We start from the raw sequence: 15,673 nt of genomic DNA, 5'->3' as shown, positions 1-15,673 counted from the left end.
ATCTGAATATTGAACATTCAAGGGAAAATAACAAATATTCAATGCCCAAAATTAATGAACTTACTGCCTTGTTGTGGTTATTTTTTTGAACTACCTGCTATACTACTAGATGAAAGTAAGTTATAAAATTTGCTAATGATTCGGGTTATAGTAATTGACTATCATTTTAAGGATGAGGGAATATAATGTCACCAAAAATAAAATCTTCAAGAAAAATAGCTAGATATTCACTAATTATCATGGGGGCGGGTTATATTGCAACCACTCCATTTCAAGGTTCATTGCCTTTAGATTTATTACATGGAGGGTTTGAGGCTGGTTTAGTCGGCGGATTGGCAGATTGGTTTGCAGTCACTGCATTATTCCGCCATCCGCTTGGATTACCAATCCCCCATACAGCGCTTTTGCCCAACAATCGTAAAAGAATGACAAATGCACTTGTTTCGATGTTAAAAAACGACTGGCTTTCTAAGGAAAGCATTCAGGACAAAGTAAAACATATTTCTTTTACTGAAAAATTGATCCCTATTTTAGGAAAAGAGATTCAAAGTGATACTTTTAGAAAAGTCCTGATTAAACTAATCAAGCAAATGATTGGTTATATAGATATAGAAAAGATTACACCTTTCGTTGCAAAAAAAATTAAATCATCACTTTCTAGCATAGACATGAGCAAGTTGCTACATTTAGTAACTTCACAGTTACTTAACGAAGAGTTTGATAAGAAGGCTTTGGATCATGTTTTGAAAAAAGCTGAAGATTGGTTAGGAAAAAAAGAAACCAGTCACCGACTTGGCACTGTTTCCATGGATGTACTCAGTAAGATTGAACTGGAAGGTATGCTTCAGTTCGCCGTTAAGTCCATTCAAAGTCTACTTAACGAAGAGAAACTTGGGAATATCATACAAAACCTATTATTAAGTGTCGTAAATAATTTACAAAACGAGAAAGAACCAAATAGAGAGGCTTTAATCTTATATATCAGGAAAGAGATACAAGGCATTAACCATAACCCGGAACTGTTAGAAGGAGTTGAAAAATGGAAAAATCAACTTCTGACAAAATGGGAGCCTGAGGCGACAATAAAGGGAAGTCTACAACAAATTCAACAAGAAGCATTGGATTTCGTCGAAGATGAACATTTCATGGATACTTATCTGACTCCAATGATTCATCACGTACTGGACAACATAAAGGAAAATAGCACCCACATCGATAATTGGATACAGAAACAAATTACTGTTCTCATTGAAAATAATCATACGCAGATCGGCAATCTTGTACAAGAAAATTTAGATAAGCTAGACAACGAAACGCTGATTGATATGATGGAAAATGGTGTAGGAAAAGATTTACAGTGGATTCGGGTGAACGGAGCGGTCTGCGGTTTTATAATAGGGCTTATCCTAACAGGTGCACAGGCTCTGCTTAGGCTATTATAATCCAGGCACCTTCGGGCGATTTGGTAACTGCAGTATACTGTCGTTACCAAATCAACTGGGGCTGATTCGTTGCCTGTAGTTTGATACCCCTCATTGAAAAGCCCTTAACCTTAAGGGCTTTTCAATGAGGAAATTAATCTAATGAATAGGGTTTCCTCTCCTCGATTATCGCCACTTCATCCCATTCCACAGATTTGGTGTACATATATTTATCTGTTCGTTCAAACCCCATCTTTTTGGCAAGTTCAGTGTTGGTGGTATCCAAAAGCACTTTACCTGTTTTTCTATCTTCAGATGCTTGAAACATCTCTCCCTTATATTTTGCCTTCGAATTTATCTTAAATAAATTTTCTACCTCTTCTACAGAAACATTTTTTATATAGATTTTTTCATCTAAATGTTTGAAACCTTGAGATAGATCAGCATGTTTATTACTTATTAACTTTATAGACTTATCTTCCAGTAGACTAAAACTATACTCGCTACCATTATGTATTGCATACTTTCCTTTTCTTATCATAGGTTCCTCCATTTTGAGGTAGTAATTATCATCAAAATTAAATTGCATTTCATTCATCGGGAAACAATCATTTCAACTTATGTTAAAGTCTTTTATTAGCGGGAAATACTCTTGATAAAATTAATTGTCCCTTTTAAATTCTTTTAATAAAATATCTTTTATTCCATCTAATTCGTTATTAGCAACGATTCTCTTGTCATAGTTATCATCCCAAATAAAATAATCAGATAAACCCACTCTAGGTTTATTTATATCATGATAGATGCCACTCAATTCCATCATAGTTTTACGATATTGCTCTGCTGATTCACAATCCAATAAGCATATTTCAATCAACTCAATTGAGGCTTTAGCTTGTCGTATTATATGTTCTAAATCTTTTTTTTCTTTTGTTAATATTTTCACCAAACGAACATAAGCATCTTTAATAACTAATAATGTTTGCTCCAAGTTTATCCCCCATAATACAGTCATTTTATTGGAACTTCATCCACCACTTTTAAATACTTACTTCCCAAGGTTCCGACACAAAAATTTGATTCTCTCCACCTGAATAGATTCCAGCTTAATAAGCCCGCTAGACCCTTATTTATATTAGTTCTTTAGGAATTTCCATTGTATAAACTATCCAGCTTCATTATATAGTCTCTAGTTTCTCCCCTTGGTATAACCTTCCTGGTTTCAGGTAAATCTTCAAATATTAATATTGGTTTTTTCATCTCAATAATCGCTTCTATGTCGTCAAGAGGCACGTCCTTTTTAAAAACAAATTGCTCTTGCTTTTCGAATCCATAGCAGTCTACATCATTACTATCCATACTAAATAACGAAATCTCATTTTCATCCAAGATATGCCTGCCCAATGAATATGGCTCAAACTCTTTACCTTTGTAAGCTACCAAAAACTTTAGTTCATAAACTAAATCAACTTCCTCTTTAGTCACATCCTTGATAAACAGATTTGTCATATTCCCTGTTTGATCAATAAGTTCACGAAATCCTTGTTCAGGTTCATGGGTTCTTAGTCTTAACCTGTCGTTACGGATATTCAAGAGGTAATCCTTATGATTATATATGGCATATTTCATCTTTAGCTTCACCTCGTCTAACTTGTTCTCATTTAATATCTTGTATTGAAAAATGAATATTAATTCAGAAGTTCCAAAACTGTTTTATAAAAATATTCACATGCTTCATCTTCTGTATCAAATTTCTTTAAATGTGATTTCAACCCACGTTCACTATAATAGACTTCCAAAATATTATCTCTTTTATTTAAGCAAAGCACCTCATTAGGTAGTCCACCATTAAGGCTATATAGATTTTTTGGAACATTATCTTTAATTAATAATTTCTCCAATTCTGTTTTTTTCAAATTGCTTTCCTCCCCCTCAAATTATGTACATTTTCTTTTAGATGCTTCACCTCAAGAAATATAAAATGAGTTATCTTTTTACACGATTCAGATATACACCTTTTTCTTTTTATCTTTGAAAATATAGTATGCTGATTCCTGCATCACATGACCTTGGATCATACCATTGCGTAATCTTACCCCATTCAAATAAATTTTCAGACAATATGCCTTCTGGATACCCAATTTGCTCTGTAAGCCATTCACCATGCTGAGATAGTTTTTCTTCATAGTCCCATTGGTTAATGGATGGATCATTTACTTTCAAATTAATTCCCGATATTAAATTATTTTCAAATGATAATCGGACATTAAAATATTTGCTACCTAATTTAGGTGCCTTTAAAAACCTTAAAGATTTATTATGACTATCAAGGGTTATAGATTTAAACATACTTGAAGATTCTTTTGTTTTTATATCATCCAATTTACAGTTAGGAAAAATAAAAACACCTTCTATTTCTAACTCTCCCTTTTTCAGATTACTCATCCCTTAATCCCCTTCCGTTCCTTTCCAAAAAATTGAAATTTTTTTGATCTGTAATCTTATTCTTAAGTTATTTTAAATTTTTCATTTTGATAACACTTGTATCCTGTATCTCTTCGTAAGTCTTACTGATTGTTACGATTTATTTTTAATCTAACGAAAACAGTTTTCGCTCTTCTATTATTTCAACTTCATCTAAATTTACATTTTTAGAATAAAGATATTTATCTGTACGTTTAAAGCCATATCTTTCAGCTAGTTTTAAATGAGGAGTTGCTAGAATAATTTTCCCATTTCCACCATTAGAAGCTCCAAATAATTCTCCTTTATATTTTGCAAAAGAATGAATTAAAAATAGCTTTTCTACTTCATTTAAAGAAAGAACTTTTGTAAAAATATTCTTTTTATAATGGGTAAATCCATAGTTCATGTCTTCCTTGTTATTGCTTATTAGTTCTATAAATCCTTTGCTTTTAGATTCTATGAATCTATACTCTTTCCCATTATAGATCGTATACTCACCTTTTCTTATCATTTCTCCACTCCATTATTTAATTTTTCTATCACCCAAATTCAAACTGCTTCGCTTCCCGTTTAACATAGCATATACTGGATTCTGGACATAAAAAACCCCTATAAAAGTCTTTTATAGGGGTTTTTTTATGTAATATGGGTGATTTACATCAATCTCCATACTCTTCTTTAATTGCTTTATCTGCACAAAAACTAAGGAATTTCTCGATTAATTGATCAATATCTTCTTTTCTGGTGATTTTCTCAAGCCATTCTTTAGGAATGTCGTCGATTTTATAGTACATACCTGCCATTGTTCCCGTAATGGCACCTACTGTATCCGTATCATCTCCTAGATTCACTGCTTTTAAAACGGCATCGCTAAACGAATCTGAATTTCCTAAGCACCAAATGGCTGCTTCCAACGTATGAACGACATAACCATCTGACAAAATTTCTTCTTGTGGTAATGAAAAGAAACCTTCTTCAAAAATTCTTGAATAGGATTGCAGCTCTTTTTGGTATATATGATCTTTATCAAAATTCTCATCAAAAAGTTTTTTTGTTTGTCTTATTGCATCTTCAGGAGAATTATTATAATAAAGTCTAAGTAAAAACTCGACATAAATAATGGAACCTACCACAGAACGCGGATGTGCATGGGTTACTTCCGTATACTTTTTAATGGTTTGGATTTTTTCAATGAAATTAAAGTTATTAATAAGGATAAATGCTACTGGAGCGACCCTCATCAACGCCCCATTCCCATTATCAAACATTGCATTTCCGCCACATTCTGGCGCTGGCGTTCCACTTTTAAACTTGGTTATGGCTTCACTGGTCGTTCTGCCAATATCGAACATTTCATGATGTGGTGTCCAATAACCAGATTCCATATACTGAACGAATTTTTGTATTAGCTCCGCTGAATCGCTTTTTTCAATTAAGTTTTCAATTAAACATAAAGTTAACGAAGTATCATCCGACCAAGTGCCTGGTGGCTGATTATACGTTCCATATCCCGTTATATCATCAATAGTAAACGTCCCTCTTTTTTTAAATTCAACTGGGACACCAAGCATGTCTCCAATAATACCGCCATACAGACTCGGTAATACTCTTTTCTTAATAGCTAAACTCATAAAAATCTTGTTATCGTCTTCCCATCTGTCTACCATTCTTCTGCCTGTCATTCATTACACCTACTTTTTAATAAAGTCTAGTATAAGATGCATACCATTTGCATCTTCACGCTTCTTTAATGAACAATTCTTGACCTGCATTGAGAAGTAATTCGGCCTCATCAGGGAATTCACTAATTTTTCAAAAGTAAGCAGCTAACAACTACTTATATAATAAGTTGTTATTCTATTTACAACCTTAAAATTGTCAACTCACGGATCATAGATTCAACCTATAAACTAATTTTAATTAACTTTATCAAGTATTAAATAATTCTATATTTAATTTTTCAGCTTTATGTAATTCTCCTAATAACGGATTTTGATAGTCACTATAACTATCCATATAAGCCCTCACGCCACCAATAATATTTAATTCTCTTATATCTTCATTATTCTCCATTACATCCAATGCATTCTTATATCTTTTAAATATAAGTTGTAAAACGCCGCTAGTAATTTCATTACAAAATTCTTTTTCAAGATTATATATTACAACTTTTATTTGATCGATTAACTGCTTTTTCTTATCCATTTTATCCTCCTATCTACTCGCCTATAAAGAAGACCCTTAACAAAACAGTTCCAAAGCTCATTAGAGGGTATAGTGCAATAAATATTAATCGTGTTTGAAATGAGGAAACTAATCTAATGAATAGGGTTTCCTCTCCTCGATTATCTCCACTTCATCCCGTTCCACAGATTTGGAGTACATATATTTATCGGTTCGTTCAAACCCCATCTTTTTAGCAAGTTCAGTGTTTGTTGTATCCAACAATAATTTTCCGTTTTTTCTTTCTTCAGATGCTGGAAAGATCTCTCCCTTATATACAGCATAGGGATTAATAGAATATAATTCTTTAACTTCATCTACACCTACTATTTTCGTGTATATATTATTTTTGTAATAAGTAAAGCCATTGTTCATTTCATTTTTATCATTACTAATTAATTCAATAGCTTCCACTGTATCAGATTCTATGAATCTATACTCTTTCCCATTATAGATCGTATACTCACCTTTTCTTATCATTTTCCCACTCCATTATTAATTTTCCATCACCAAAAATAAACTGCTTCGCTTCCCGTTTAACATAGCATAAACTGGACTCTGGACATAAAAAAACCCTATAAAGGACTTTTATAGGGTGGGTGATTTACATCAATCCCCATACTCTTCTTTAATTGCTTTATCTGCACAAAAACTAAGGAATTTCTCGATTAATTGATCAATATCTTCTTTTCTGGTGATTTTCTCAAGCCATTCTTTAGGAATGTCGTCCATTTTATAGTACATACCTGCCAATGTTCCCGTAATGGCACCTACTGTATCCGTATCATCCCCTAGATTCACTGCTTTTAAAACGGCATCGCTAAACGAATCTGAATTTCCTAAGCACCAAATGGCTGCTTCCAACGTATGAACGACATAACCACCTGACTGAATTTCTTCTTGTGGTAATGAAAAGAAATCTTCTTCAAAAATTCTTGAATAGGATTGCAGCTCTTTTTGGTATATATGATCTTTTTCAAAATTCTCATCAAAAAGTTCTTTTATCTCCCTTTTTGAAACTTCAGGAGAATTATTATAATAAAGTCTAAGTAAAAACTCGACATAAATAATGGAACCTACCACAGAACGCGGATGAGAATGTGTAACTTCCATATATTTTTTAATGGTTTGGATTTTTTCAATGAAATTAAAGTTATTAAAGAGGATAAATGCCACTGGAGCGATCCTCATCAACGCCCCATTCCCATTATCAAACATGGCATTTCCGCCACATTCTGGCGCTGGCGTTCCATTTTTAAACTTGATTATGGCTTCACTGGTCGTTCTGCCAATATCAAACATTTCATGATGTGGTGTCCAATAGCCAGATTCCATATATTGAACGAATTTTTGCATTAGCTCTGCTGAATCGCTTTCTTCAATTAAGTTTTCAATTAAACATAAAGTTAATGAAGTATCGTCCGACCAAGTGCCTGGCGGCTGATTATAGGTTCCATATCCCGTTATACCATTAATAGCAAAAGTCCCTCTTTTTTTAAATTCAACTGGAACACCAAGCAAGTCTCCAACAATACCGCCATACAGACTTGGTAACATTCTTTTTTTTAGATTAAATCTCAAAAAACTTTTACTATCGTCTTCCCATCTGTCTACCATTCTTCTGCCTGTCATTCATTACACCTACTTTTTGTTTAAGTACCCTTTCTCAGTACCCTTGCTTAACAATTGCCCTACTGATTGATTAAATTCATACTTTGTTTTTATGTATGCTAACACCTATACTACAACCACTATAATATCTTTCCATTTAAATACAAGAGCAAAATCAGTTCGCATTTCCAAATTACCTGCTAACCATCGTAGGTATCATACAAAGATTTAAAACTGTCCATTATTCAAAAACCTTGAATGTCTTTAGCCACTCAAGGTTAACACTGCATTATTAAATATTTTTCTTTCATATGCTATTCTGCTGAGGAATTATAATCAACCTCTGCATTTCTTAGTCCTTCTATTACTTTTTTTATTCGTTTCGATAAGTCTTTTATTTCCTCTAATGTTAAGTCATCTTCTGCTTCTTGTGGATTAAACATGCTTAACCTTTTTGTAATACCTTCAATATATCCAATATAAACCTTGTCTTGTGATAGCAATATTTCACCTACAGCAGTATCAACGATAAAATCTTCTGTTTTCCCAAGGTTTACATACTCATTTTTCGTCCTTGCAATTGCATATTCATATCCTCTATTTAGGGATAAAAAGTCATTATAGTCCTCATTAATTACCTCGAATATTTCATTGTACTCCCAATCTTCCACTCAAATCCCTCCTATAAAAATTGATTTTTATGGTTTAATTCTTTCCCCATTGTTGTGTATAACTTCTAAACTTATATTAGGGTATTTAGCTGAAACTTCCGCAATAACTCTATTACAACTAGTACAAGTATCTAATTCAGTAAATAATTTTATATCCCCAGAAACCTGAGTATTATCACCTATCCTAAAAGCAATATCATTTAGAATTTTATATTCAGTATCAGAATCTCTTATATATGTTTACCATCTTGACCTGTAGCTTCTGATGCCTTAAAAATAAAGGTATCAGATTGTAAATAAATATCAGGAACGATACCGCCTTATTTCGCTTAAATGATATGCATCTGTCTTATAACCCAGGGATTCAAAGCTCATGTTCTCTTTGAATCCTTTACCCATGCAATTGGAGCTTTGGGATGATTAGACTAGACTAGGGATTAAAATTAATATTTGTTATCACCTATAATTCTACTTCCCTATTTTCCCCAACGTTATCATATATAAATATTTGAAAATTCGATCCTCATTACTCTTTTCGATAATTGAAATATTTTGTTTTTCGTCCACATCACACAATATCCAATCTCCATCTTCAAAGTAACAACCTGTTGAAAATGGTACATTAGTTTTTCTTCCAATAACAATATTAAGTTCTTGCAAATCTATACCTAACTCTTTTATCTTATTTTCATATTCATTTCGTGTCATTTTACCAACCTCCTTTATTTAAGTAATATCCCTGATATCCTCCAGGGCTTTCACGTTAATTGGAGTATCATTTCAATTCATTAAAAAACCTTGAATGGCTTTGGCCACTCAAGGTTTTATTTTATTATAGCTAGATTCAGTTTTCTGTGTCATTTTTTATAACTGATCCAGATCTCTACTTGTCCACTTTTCTTATCTTCAAATGAAGTGACTTCTCCCCAAGTTCTATTATAAATTAATGAGTCTCCTTTTTTAATATCTGGTTTTCCTAATATCTCTTCTACCCATTTATCATGTATCGCTTTCTTTTTTTTAGCTTTATAATCAGACCAATTATTGTAAATATTTTTCAAACTTTCATCAGCATTGTCGAGTTCAATACGAGAAACTTTATCATTTTGAAAGTTAACTACAACCCAAAAATAAATTCCATCTAACATAATTGCGTCTTTAAAAACAAACATAGCATTCAGTATATCGCTTGATAGTAGTTCATTTTGAAAATTTATACAAAAAGCCTGTTTATTTGTATTTCCATTAAGTATTTTTCCTTTCACTAAAATATCACCTGTTAATCCATCCAAATTAAACACCTCATTTTCATTTAATTGAATTCATTATTTTACTATATTCTTCAAAGGAGATTTCAGAATTTTATGATTTTTCTATCATTGCACACAATACTCCATGATGGTTCAACCACCATGAGCTTTTTACTTTTATATAACCCGCTAATGTAATCAATCCTTAATAAATATCGCTATTCTGCTGAAGGATTATAATCAACCTCTGCATTTCTTAATCCTTCTATTACTTTATTTATTCGTCTCGATAAGTCTTTTATTTCCTCTAATGTTAACTCATCTTCTGCTTCTTGTGGGTTAAACATGCTTAACCTCTTTGTTATACCTTCAATGCGCCCAACAAAAACTTTTTCATGGCCGATTGCAATTTCTCCAATAGCTGTATCAACAATAACATCTTCTATCTTGCCTAAGTTATCAAATTCATCAGCTAGTTTTGCTATAGCATACCTATATCCCCTATCTTCATCTAACAACTCTTCATATGTCTCCTGAATTGCATCAAATAATTCATTATACTCCCAATCTTTCATTAGTTTTCTCCTCCAATAAAAATTAAGTTTAAGAAATAATTCTATTACCATTGTTGTGTATGACTTCTAATTCAATATTTTTAAATTTAGCCAGCAAACTCTGCTATGACTTTACCTCAACTGTCACAAGTATCTAATTCTGTAAATAACTTAATTTCCCCATTAGCTTTTGTATTCTCTCCAAGCCTAGAAGCAATGTCATTTAGTATTTTATAACACCATAGCCATTCCTATTTCATTGCATAAAGCAACCAATTCAGGCTTTGATTGAAAAGCTTTATATTGAGAATACCAATTAGCAATAGCATTTTCAGTACTATGAGGATTGCTTGTTCCCTACTTTTTTTAAATTGATTAATAGAATTTATTTTGTTTACAGAACCTCTTGGGTTATCAATACAAAAATCATTTATAAAATTGCATTATAGTACGTATTATCAACTCTCTAGACTTTGCTTTGTTTCCAGTATAATAATTATCAATTGCAAGATTTCTTTTCTCGAGACTAAAAACAAAAAGACCTTAACAGTAATTTGTTAAGATCTCCTCGCTTAGTATGACCGGATTTTCCCCTATCCTTATTATACATTTTCTTTTTTATGCTCAACTTTGAAGAAATAATTCGAGTTATATTCTTACACGCTTCAGTTATACACTTTTCTTCAGTTTATCTTTGGAAATAAATTATGCTGATTCCTGCATCACATGACCTTGGATCATACCATTGGGTAATCTTACCCCATTCAAATACATTTTCAGACAATATACCTTCTGGATACCCAATTTGCTCTGTAAGCCATTCACCATGCTGAGATAGTTTTTCTTCATAGTCCCATTGGTTAATGGATGGATCACTAACTTTTAAACGTATTCCCTGTATTATGTTATTTTCGAAAGATATTCTAACAGAAAATTTTTTACTTCCCAACTGTATAGGCCTTAAAGAACCAACAGTTGCTTCATCAGACTGCCTTTTCCTAACCTCAAAATTAGGATTTGTTGCAAATGACTTCTCAAAAAAATCTAAATTTGTAGCTTGTTTTACTTCAAATCCCTCTATTATCAATATTCCATTATTCAAGTTATTCATTAGCGAATCCTCATTTCAAAAATAAATCAGCATTTCATCGCTTCACTATGTTCAGCTTTAGTTAATTTGAAATTGTTTAATAACACTTGGAGCCTCTTTTAATATCTTTTCATATTTACAATAAACTTTTAAAGTACATTCTCATTGCTTTGTCTCCTCTTATCCTCTCGATAAAATCATGTAAGGCTTCAATTTCTGCTTTGTATATTTTCTCCCCTGTTTTTGTTGCTCTCTCGTCGTTTGCGTATACCCTCCACTCATGACCATCTTTTTCACTAACTACTTCACCTTCATTGGAAGTCTCCTTACAAAAAAAACAATAATTTTCTAATTCTTCATTTTGAATTATTTTCTTAGCATCATCTATATTCATACTATTCCTCCTAAGTAGAACAAAAGTACGGATTTTATTCTACCTCCTGTTGACCCAAAACTTTCTGCAGTTTCCCCTTTTTGGGAACTGGGACACCAAGCATGTCGCCAATATTACCGCCATACAGACTCGGTAATAATCTTTTCTTAATGGCTAAACTCATAAAAATCTTGTTATCGTCTTCCCATCTGTCTACCATTCTTCTGCCTACCATTCATTACACCTACTTTTTGTTTAAGTACCATTTCTCAGTACCCTTGCTTAACAATTGCCCTACTGATTGATTAAATTCATACTTTGTTTTTATGTATGCTAACACCTATACTACAACCACTATAATATCTTTCCAATTAAATACAAGAGCAAAATCATTTCGCATTTCCAAATTACCTGCTAACCATCGTAGGTATCATACAAAGATTTAAAACTGTCCATTTTATTAAAAAACCTTGAATGGCTTTAGACACTCAAGGTTAACACTGCATCATTAAATATTTTTCTTTCACATGCTATTCTGCTGAGGAATTATAATCAACCTCTGCATTTCTTAGTCCTTCTATTACTTTTTTTATTCGTATCAAATTCATCAGCTAGTTTTGCTATAGCATACCTATATCCCCTATCTTCATCTAACAACTCTTCATATGTCTCCTGAATTGCATCAAATAATTCATTATTCTCCCAATCTTTCATTAGTTTTCTCCTCCAATAAAAATTAAGTTAAGGTCCTGTAACCCAATCAAAGTATTTCAACAAAACTTCATGATGGTACAACCTTTATGATGTCTCAATTTTCAAACAAATTATTTTCGTTTTGTTCCATTCAAAAAATCCACATATTTAATTTTGTGTTAACTTGCCTATTCGCCTATATATTATTACCTTTAGTATATTACGAGCTTTGTCATTCTAAATATAAATCGAGTAGTTAGTGTGGTTGATTTATTTAAATGTCACTACAACCAATCTCGTAAGTCTATTTACCATTATGAACTTTTGAATCAAATATGAGGCTTTTAACCTAAATGATTAAATCATAAAAAAACCTTGACTAGCATTTTGCTAATCAAGGTCAAAAGCCTAAAAGGTATTATCATTTTGTAAATATTGGTGTTCTTTGTTCAGAAAGTCATTAAATAAGTTTATTAATCTGACTACATTCTCTTCTTTCGAGTATTGTGAAGGATTAAAGCCGTCTTTTGGTTCCAGATAATTAATAAAGCTATCCATGTCTTCGGGATAATTAAAATCAGCATACACTTCAGCAACCTTGTTTAATAATCCCTCGTAATCATCTTGATGTTTCATTTTTAAATAAGCCAGTATACCAAATCTCCATTTTCTTTTTTAAAATTGCCAAACATCGGCGTCCAGGTTCAAATAATTGATATGTGACTCTTTTAATATATCTACTAGTAAATTCTCGTAATCAAAATCATCCACACCCCAAGCTAGCTGAATAATGTTTTGATTGCTAATTTCTGGATGGTTAGCTAAAAATCCAACTGCATAATTAACTATGTCACTATATTCTATTAGATTAAGTTCTAATCCCACATATAGTGTTCTCCAATCGTACTTTATTTTGTTTTTCTTGAAAATATCTACAGAAATATCCATTTGAACCACCTTAACTTTATGGTCTTTGATTTGGAGAACCTGTAATTTGCCCATTAGGAATAAATCTTCTATGTGTAACTCCTTTGGTCGGCTCAACAATCCACTCAAATATTCCATTTTGGTCCTTAACAGTTGTTATTCTCTCATTCCGTTACAGCAATTACAGTCCCTGTAACGTTTACCCGTTTTTTGCGGATAACGTGTTCGTAACGTAAATCCGTTAAAACGTACTGTACGATGACTTCAAAAAATAATACAACCCTTAATTTTTTTTATCGTTTTTTCTCTAGTAGTGTCGTACACTGTATAAAGCCAATTACAGTGTATAAATTTAACACTTAGTACACTTATAAAATTATACGTGTACCTACTTGTTTCTAAAACAAAACGCAAAAAAGCACTCGTTGCCATAAGTGACAATCAAGTGCTTTAAGTTTGTAAATTTTATAATTTTCAATGTTCGTTTTAAGTTTGTAAGTTTCATTGCATTGTAAAAAAAGTATGACAGCTTTTGTGTCTCCTGACAAGTAATACTTTTAAAACGTACGAGCTTGTGTGCATTCGTTAGTTTACTATACATTCCATGTCTTTGTACCCGCCATACAATAAAATGTCATCTCGCCTAAGCTCGTGTGTCTTATTTTATCTTGTCAGAATATGGTGGTGCAAACACTAGCTTATGATGGTACAACCATCATAGAGTCGATTCTTCAAAATGGCCTTTTCTTTTTTTGTACACTTCAAATATGCTTTGTTTTTCAATTACCTGTACATGTTTTGCTACAAGTTCGGTCATTCCTGTATGCAAAATATAAATTGAATAATAAGTGGTGTTTTTACACTTTCCCAGCTAATGCAAATTTTAATTATTAATTCTGTTATGTCTACTTAATATTAACTCATAAAGAAAATCAAATGCTTCATTTTCACTAGAAATTTCTTTAATTATATAGTGACCTCCTCTCTCTCTTGTTTTATAAACTTTCCACACTCCTTGATCATGTGCACATCCTATTACTAGCGACTCATCCGTTATAGTATCTAGTACCATAATATATTCACCAATATTTAGTTTTTCAGCTTCATATCTATTTAAGAACTCTTGTTTTGTCACGTCTAGCCCTCCTAGTATTTAGGTATAACTCCTATAATCTCTAGCATCTCACCATTTAATGGCGTTACAATTTGTTCTGCTCCACCATTCATTAACTTCTCACCTGTAGAGCTACTAGTCCAGGAAGCAGCAGTACCTTTCACTCCGTAAGTAGTATCTGTATTTCCAATAAATTTTTGTACTCTATCTTGGAAATCGTCATAATAAGCCTTAAAATCAGCAAATTCTGAATCAGAAATTGCTCTTCTTCCATTGGCCACTACAATTCGATTTAACTCTTCAAGATTTCCACTTTTGACTGCATCAATAGATTCAAAATAAGATTCATTATTAAAATGCCCAACGTGCCTTGCAGCAGGGTTTTCTATATACGGTATTGCACTTTGATCATATGTGTATGGAATACCATTATGAGGTAAAGTGGTGAAATTCTCTCCACCTTTTCCACCTACTCTATCCCATCTTTCTGGTAACGGACTATTTCTATCAATTGGCTGGATGGATTCTTCTACAAACCCCATTTTATCTGGCCAATCCACAATCATTCTACCATTTCGACCAAACCCTTCTGGACGAAGGAATTTTGTGCCTTTAACAACAGTAACATCACCTTTTACTTCTAATGCGGCATATGCTTCGTGAATCTTTACAAGCTTCTGTTCACTCGTTAAATCATCTCGTTTTCCAATATTATTGATACTATTAAAATACTCCCCAACATTCTTAAACTTTAGATCATCCGTACCCTTAGAAAAACTCTCCCCTGAAACACCCTCTACTTTGCTATCCTTAACCGTAAATTTCTGATAGGCTTCCTTAATTGTCTGCTTTTCCATCACAACTTGGCGAAGGGTTGGTCCTCCTGCGAGGTAGATTTGTTCCATACTTATCCGTTTAGGAATTTCTTTTTTGCCTAGTTCTTCACCTATATTTTTTAACGTGTTTTTTCCTGATCTCGCTATGTCTGTTATTGTAGCTTGAACCTTCTGTACCTGCTTTTGTATATATTTCTTACTGGTAGGGGGAAAAATTTCAGCGTAAAATGTAAAAGCACTTGTTGCCAAAAAGACAAACAAGTGCTTAATCTTATGTTTAAACCTACGAGATTGTTTCATCTCGTTAATTTTTTGATTGTTCCCTGTGACAATACTTCAATCGTTTAAAATGTCATCTCGCCTAGTTATCGTTCTTATTTTCTTAAATAAATATCGTTATAGCTTCGATGGTCCAACTCATGGATTCTCAATTTACAAAGTAAT

At 32.5% G+C, this 15,673-nt stretch carries 21 protein-coding genes and 3 pseudogenes; 1 reads left to right on the top strand and 23 read right to left on the bottom strand.

The genetic code is table 11. From position 1 onward, the window contains the following. Window positions 1–185 precede the first annotated feature (185 nt). A complete protein-coding gene (locus ABOA58_RS02495) occupies window positions 186–1,442 on the top strand; it encodes a DUF445 domain-containing protein (RefSeq protein WP_350301071.1) in 1,257 nt (418 codons plus the stop codon). 133 nt (window positions 1,443–1,575) lie between these two features. On the opposite strand, the gene ABOA58_RS02490 is transcribed toward ABOA58_RS02495, so the two are convergent. From ABOA58_RS02490 to ABOA58_RS02380, 23 genes and pseudogenes are all read right to left on the bottom strand, one after another. Then, window positions 1,576–1,962, bottom strand: coding sequence for a hypothetical protein (locus ABOA58_RS02490; RefSeq protein ID WP_350301070.1), 387 nt, complete (start codon window positions 1,960–1,962; stop codon window positions 1,576–1,578). Window positions 1,963–2,082: 120 nt separating this feature from the next. Further along, window positions 2,083–2,412: a hypothetical protein gene (locus tag ABOA58_RS02485; RefSeq protein WP_350301069.1), complete on the bottom strand. Its 330-nt coding sequence runs from the start codon at window positions 2,410–2,412 to the stop codon at window positions 2,083–2,085. Between the two features lie 152 nt (window positions 2,413–2,564). Beyond that, window positions 2,565–3,050 (bottom strand): hypothetical protein, encoded by a 486-nt coding sequence (locus ABOA58_RS02480; RefSeq protein ID WP_350301068.1) that lies wholly within the window; start codon window positions 3,048–3,050, stop codon window positions 2,565–2,567. A 59-nt stretch (window positions 3,051–3,109) separates the two neighbouring features. Further along, complete coding sequence (locus ABOA58_RS02475) at window positions 3,110–3,337, bottom strand: hypothetical protein (RefSeq protein WP_230161384.1); 228 nt, start codon at window positions 3,335–3,337, stop codon at window positions 3,110–3,112. 109 nt (window positions 3,338–3,446) lie between these two features. Further along, entirely contained in the window at window positions 3,447–3,866 is a 420-nt protein-coding gene (locus ABOA58_RS02470; protein WP_350301067.1) for a hypothetical protein, read from the bottom strand. Window positions 3,867–4,011: 145 nt separating this feature from the next. Beyond that, the gene (locus ABOA58_RS02465) at window positions 4,012–4,398 is read right to left on the bottom strand and encodes a hypothetical protein (protein WP_350301066.1); all 387 of its coding nucleotides are present in this window, start codon (window positions 4,396–4,398) and stop codon (window positions 4,012–4,014) included. 148 nt (window positions 4,399–4,546) lie between these two features. After that, window positions 4,547–5,569 (bottom strand): ADP-ribosylglycohydrolase family protein, encoded by a 1,023-nt coding sequence (locus ABOA58_RS02460; RefSeq protein ID WP_350301065.1) that lies wholly within the window; start codon window positions 5,567–5,569, stop codon window positions 4,547–4,549. A gap of 247 nt (window positions 5,570–5,816) precedes the next feature. Continuing rightward, the gene (locus ABOA58_RS02455) at window positions 5,817–6,092 is read right to left on the bottom strand and encodes a hypothetical protein (RefSeq protein ID WP_350301064.1); all 276 of its coding nucleotides are present in this window, start codon (window positions 6,090–6,092) and stop codon (window positions 5,817–5,819) included. 108 nt (window positions 6,093–6,200) lie between these two features. Next, the gene (locus ABOA58_RS02450; RefSeq protein ID WP_350301063.1) at window positions 6,201–6,590 is read right to left on the bottom strand and encodes a hypothetical protein; all 390 of its coding nucleotides are present in this window, start codon (window positions 6,588–6,590) and stop codon (window positions 6,201–6,203) included. A 129-nt stretch (window positions 6,591–6,719) separates the two neighbouring features. Beyond that, window positions 6,720–7,742 carry an ADP-ribosylglycohydrolase family protein gene (locus ABOA58_RS02445; RefSeq protein ID WP_350301062.1) on the bottom strand — a complete coding sequence of 341 codons (1,023 nt, stop codon included), beginning with the start codon at window positions 7,740–7,742 and terminating at the stop codon, window positions 6,720–6,722. 293 nt (window positions 7,743–8,035) lie between these two features. Continuing rightward, on the bottom strand, window positions 8,036–8,392 hold the full coding sequence (locus tag ABOA58_RS02440) for an Imm3 family immunity protein (RefSeq protein ID WP_350301061.1): 357 nt from the start codon (window positions 8,390–8,392) through the stop codon (window positions 8,036–8,038). A gap of 27 nt (window positions 8,393–8,419) precedes the next feature. Continuing rightward, window positions 8,420–8,575 (bottom strand): deaminase domain-containing protein, encoded by a 156-nt coding sequence (locus tag ABOA58_RS02435; protein WP_350302771.1) that lies wholly within the window; start codon window positions 8,573–8,575, stop codon window positions 8,420–8,422. 285 nt (window positions 8,576–8,860) lie between these two features. After that, complete coding sequence (locus ABOA58_RS02430) at window positions 8,861–9,100, bottom strand: hypothetical protein (RefSeq protein WP_350301060.1); 240 nt, start codon at window positions 9,098–9,100, stop codon at window positions 8,861–8,863. Window positions 9,101–9,249: 149 nt separating this feature from the next. Then, window positions 9,250–9,684, bottom strand: coding sequence for a hypothetical protein (locus ABOA58_RS02425; RefSeq protein WP_350301059.1), 435 nt, complete (start codon window positions 9,682–9,684; stop codon window positions 9,250–9,252). A gap of 176 nt (window positions 9,685–9,860) precedes the next feature. Beyond that, on the bottom strand, window positions 9,861–10,217 hold the full coding sequence (locus ABOA58_RS02420) for an Imm3 family immunity protein (protein ID WP_350301058.1): 357 nt from the start codon (window positions 10,215–10,217) through the stop codon (window positions 9,861–9,863). A gap of 28 nt (window positions 10,218–10,245) precedes the next feature. Next, window positions 10,246–10,432 (bottom strand): annotated as a pseudogene (locus ABOA58_RS02415) (deaminase domain-containing protein); the annotation flags it as partial. 452 nt (window positions 10,433–10,884) lie between these two features. Then, entirely contained in the window at window positions 10,885–11,307 is a 423-nt protein-coding gene (locus tag ABOA58_RS02410; protein ID WP_350301057.1) for a hypothetical protein, read from the bottom strand. A gap of 115 nt (window positions 11,308–11,422) precedes the next feature. Continuing rightward, window positions 11,423–11,680 carry a hypothetical protein gene (locus ABOA58_RS02405; protein ID WP_350301056.1) on the bottom strand — a complete coding sequence of 86 codons (258 nt, stop codon included), beginning with the start codon at window positions 11,678–11,680 and terminating at the stop codon, window positions 11,423–11,425. A 34-nt stretch (window positions 11,681–11,714) separates the two neighbouring features. Further along, window positions 11,715–11,879, bottom strand: a complete 165-nt coding sequence (locus ABOA58_RS02400) for an ADP-ribosylglycohydrolase (protein ID WP_350301055.1) — start codon at window positions 11,877–11,879, stop codon at window positions 11,715–11,717. 377 nt (window positions 11,880–12,256) lie between these two features. Then, a pseudogene (locus tag ABOA58_RS02395) lies at window positions 12,257–12,373 on the bottom strand (Imm3 family immunity protein); the annotation flags it as partial. Window positions 12,374–12,760: 387 nt separating this feature from the next. Then, window positions 12,761–13,300 (bottom strand): annotated as a pseudogene (locus tag ABOA58_RS02390) (DUF2247 family protein). Window positions 13,301–14,162: 862 nt separating this feature from the next. Continuing rightward, window positions 14,163–14,414, bottom strand: coding sequence for a hypothetical protein (locus ABOA58_RS02385; RefSeq protein ID WP_350301054.1), 252 nt, complete (start codon window positions 14,412–14,414; stop codon window positions 14,163–14,165). A gap of 11 nt (window positions 14,415–14,425) precedes the next feature. Further along, window positions 14,426–15,490, bottom strand: a complete 1,065-nt coding sequence (locus ABOA58_RS02380; protein ID WP_350301053.1) for a hypothetical protein — start codon at window positions 15,488–15,490, stop codon at window positions 14,426–14,428. Between the last annotated feature and the right edge of the window lie 183 nt (window positions 15,491–15,673).

It is taken from the genome of Peribacillus frigoritolerans, from assembly GCF_040250305.1.
Classification (GTDB): Bacteria; Bacillota; Bacilli; order Bacillales; family DSM-1321; genus Peribacillus.
This window is presented reverse-complemented; position numbering and strand designations above follow the sequence as displayed.

Coding starts and splice junctions, on each gene's coding strand:
- ABOA58_RS02495 (WP_350301071.1), top strand. CDS start 186: ATGTCACCAAAAATAAAATCTTCAAGAAAAATAGCTAGATATTCACTA.
- ABOA58_RS02490 (WP_350301070.1), bottom strand. CDS start 1,962: ATGATAAGAAAAGGAAAGTATGCAATACATAATGGTAGCGAGTATAGT.
- ABOA58_RS02480 (WP_350301068.1), bottom strand. CDS start 3,050: ATGAAATATGCCATATATAATCATAAGGATTACCTCTTGAATATCCGT.
- ABOA58_RS02470 (WP_350301067.1), bottom strand. CDS start 3,866: ATGAGTAATCTGAAAAAGGGAGAGTTAGAAATAGAAGGTGTTTTTATT.
- ABOA58_RS02465 (WP_350301066.1), bottom strand. CDS start 4,398: ATGATAAGAAAAGGTGAGTATACGATCTATAATGGGAAAGAGTATAGA.
- ABOA58_RS02460 (WP_350301065.1), bottom strand. CDS start 5,569: ATGACAGGCAGAAGAATGGTAGACAGATGGGAAGACGATAACAAGATT.
- ABOA58_RS02455 (WP_350301064.1), bottom strand. CDS start 6,092: ATGGATAAGAAAAAGCAGTTAATCGATCAAATAAAAGTTGTAATATAT.
- ABOA58_RS02450 (WP_350301063.1), bottom strand. CDS start 6,590: ATGATAAGAAAAGGTGAGTATACGATCTATAATGGGAAAGAGTATAGA.
- ABOA58_RS02445 (WP_350301062.1), bottom strand. CDS start 7,742: ATGACAGGCAGAAGAATGGTAGACAGATGGGAAGACGATAGTAAAAGT.
- ABOA58_RS02430 (WP_350301060.1), bottom strand. CDS start 9,100: ATGACACGAAATGAATATGAAAATAAGATAAAAGAGTTAGGTATAGAT.
- ABOA58_RS02420 (WP_350301058.1), bottom strand. CDS start 10,217: ATGAAAGATTGGGAGTATAATGAATTATTTGATGCAATTCAGGAGACA.
- ABOA58_RS02410 (WP_350301057.1), bottom strand. CDS start 11,307: ATGAATAACTTGAATAATGGAATATTGATAATAGAGGGATTTGAAGTA.
- ABOA58_RS02405 (WP_350301056.1), bottom strand. CDS start 11,680: ATGAATATAGATGATGCTAAGAAAATAATTCAAAATGAAGAATTAGAA.
- ABOA58_RS02400 (WP_350301055.1), bottom strand. CDS start 11,879: ATGGTAGACAGATGGGAAGACGATAACAAGATTTTTATGAGTTTAGCC.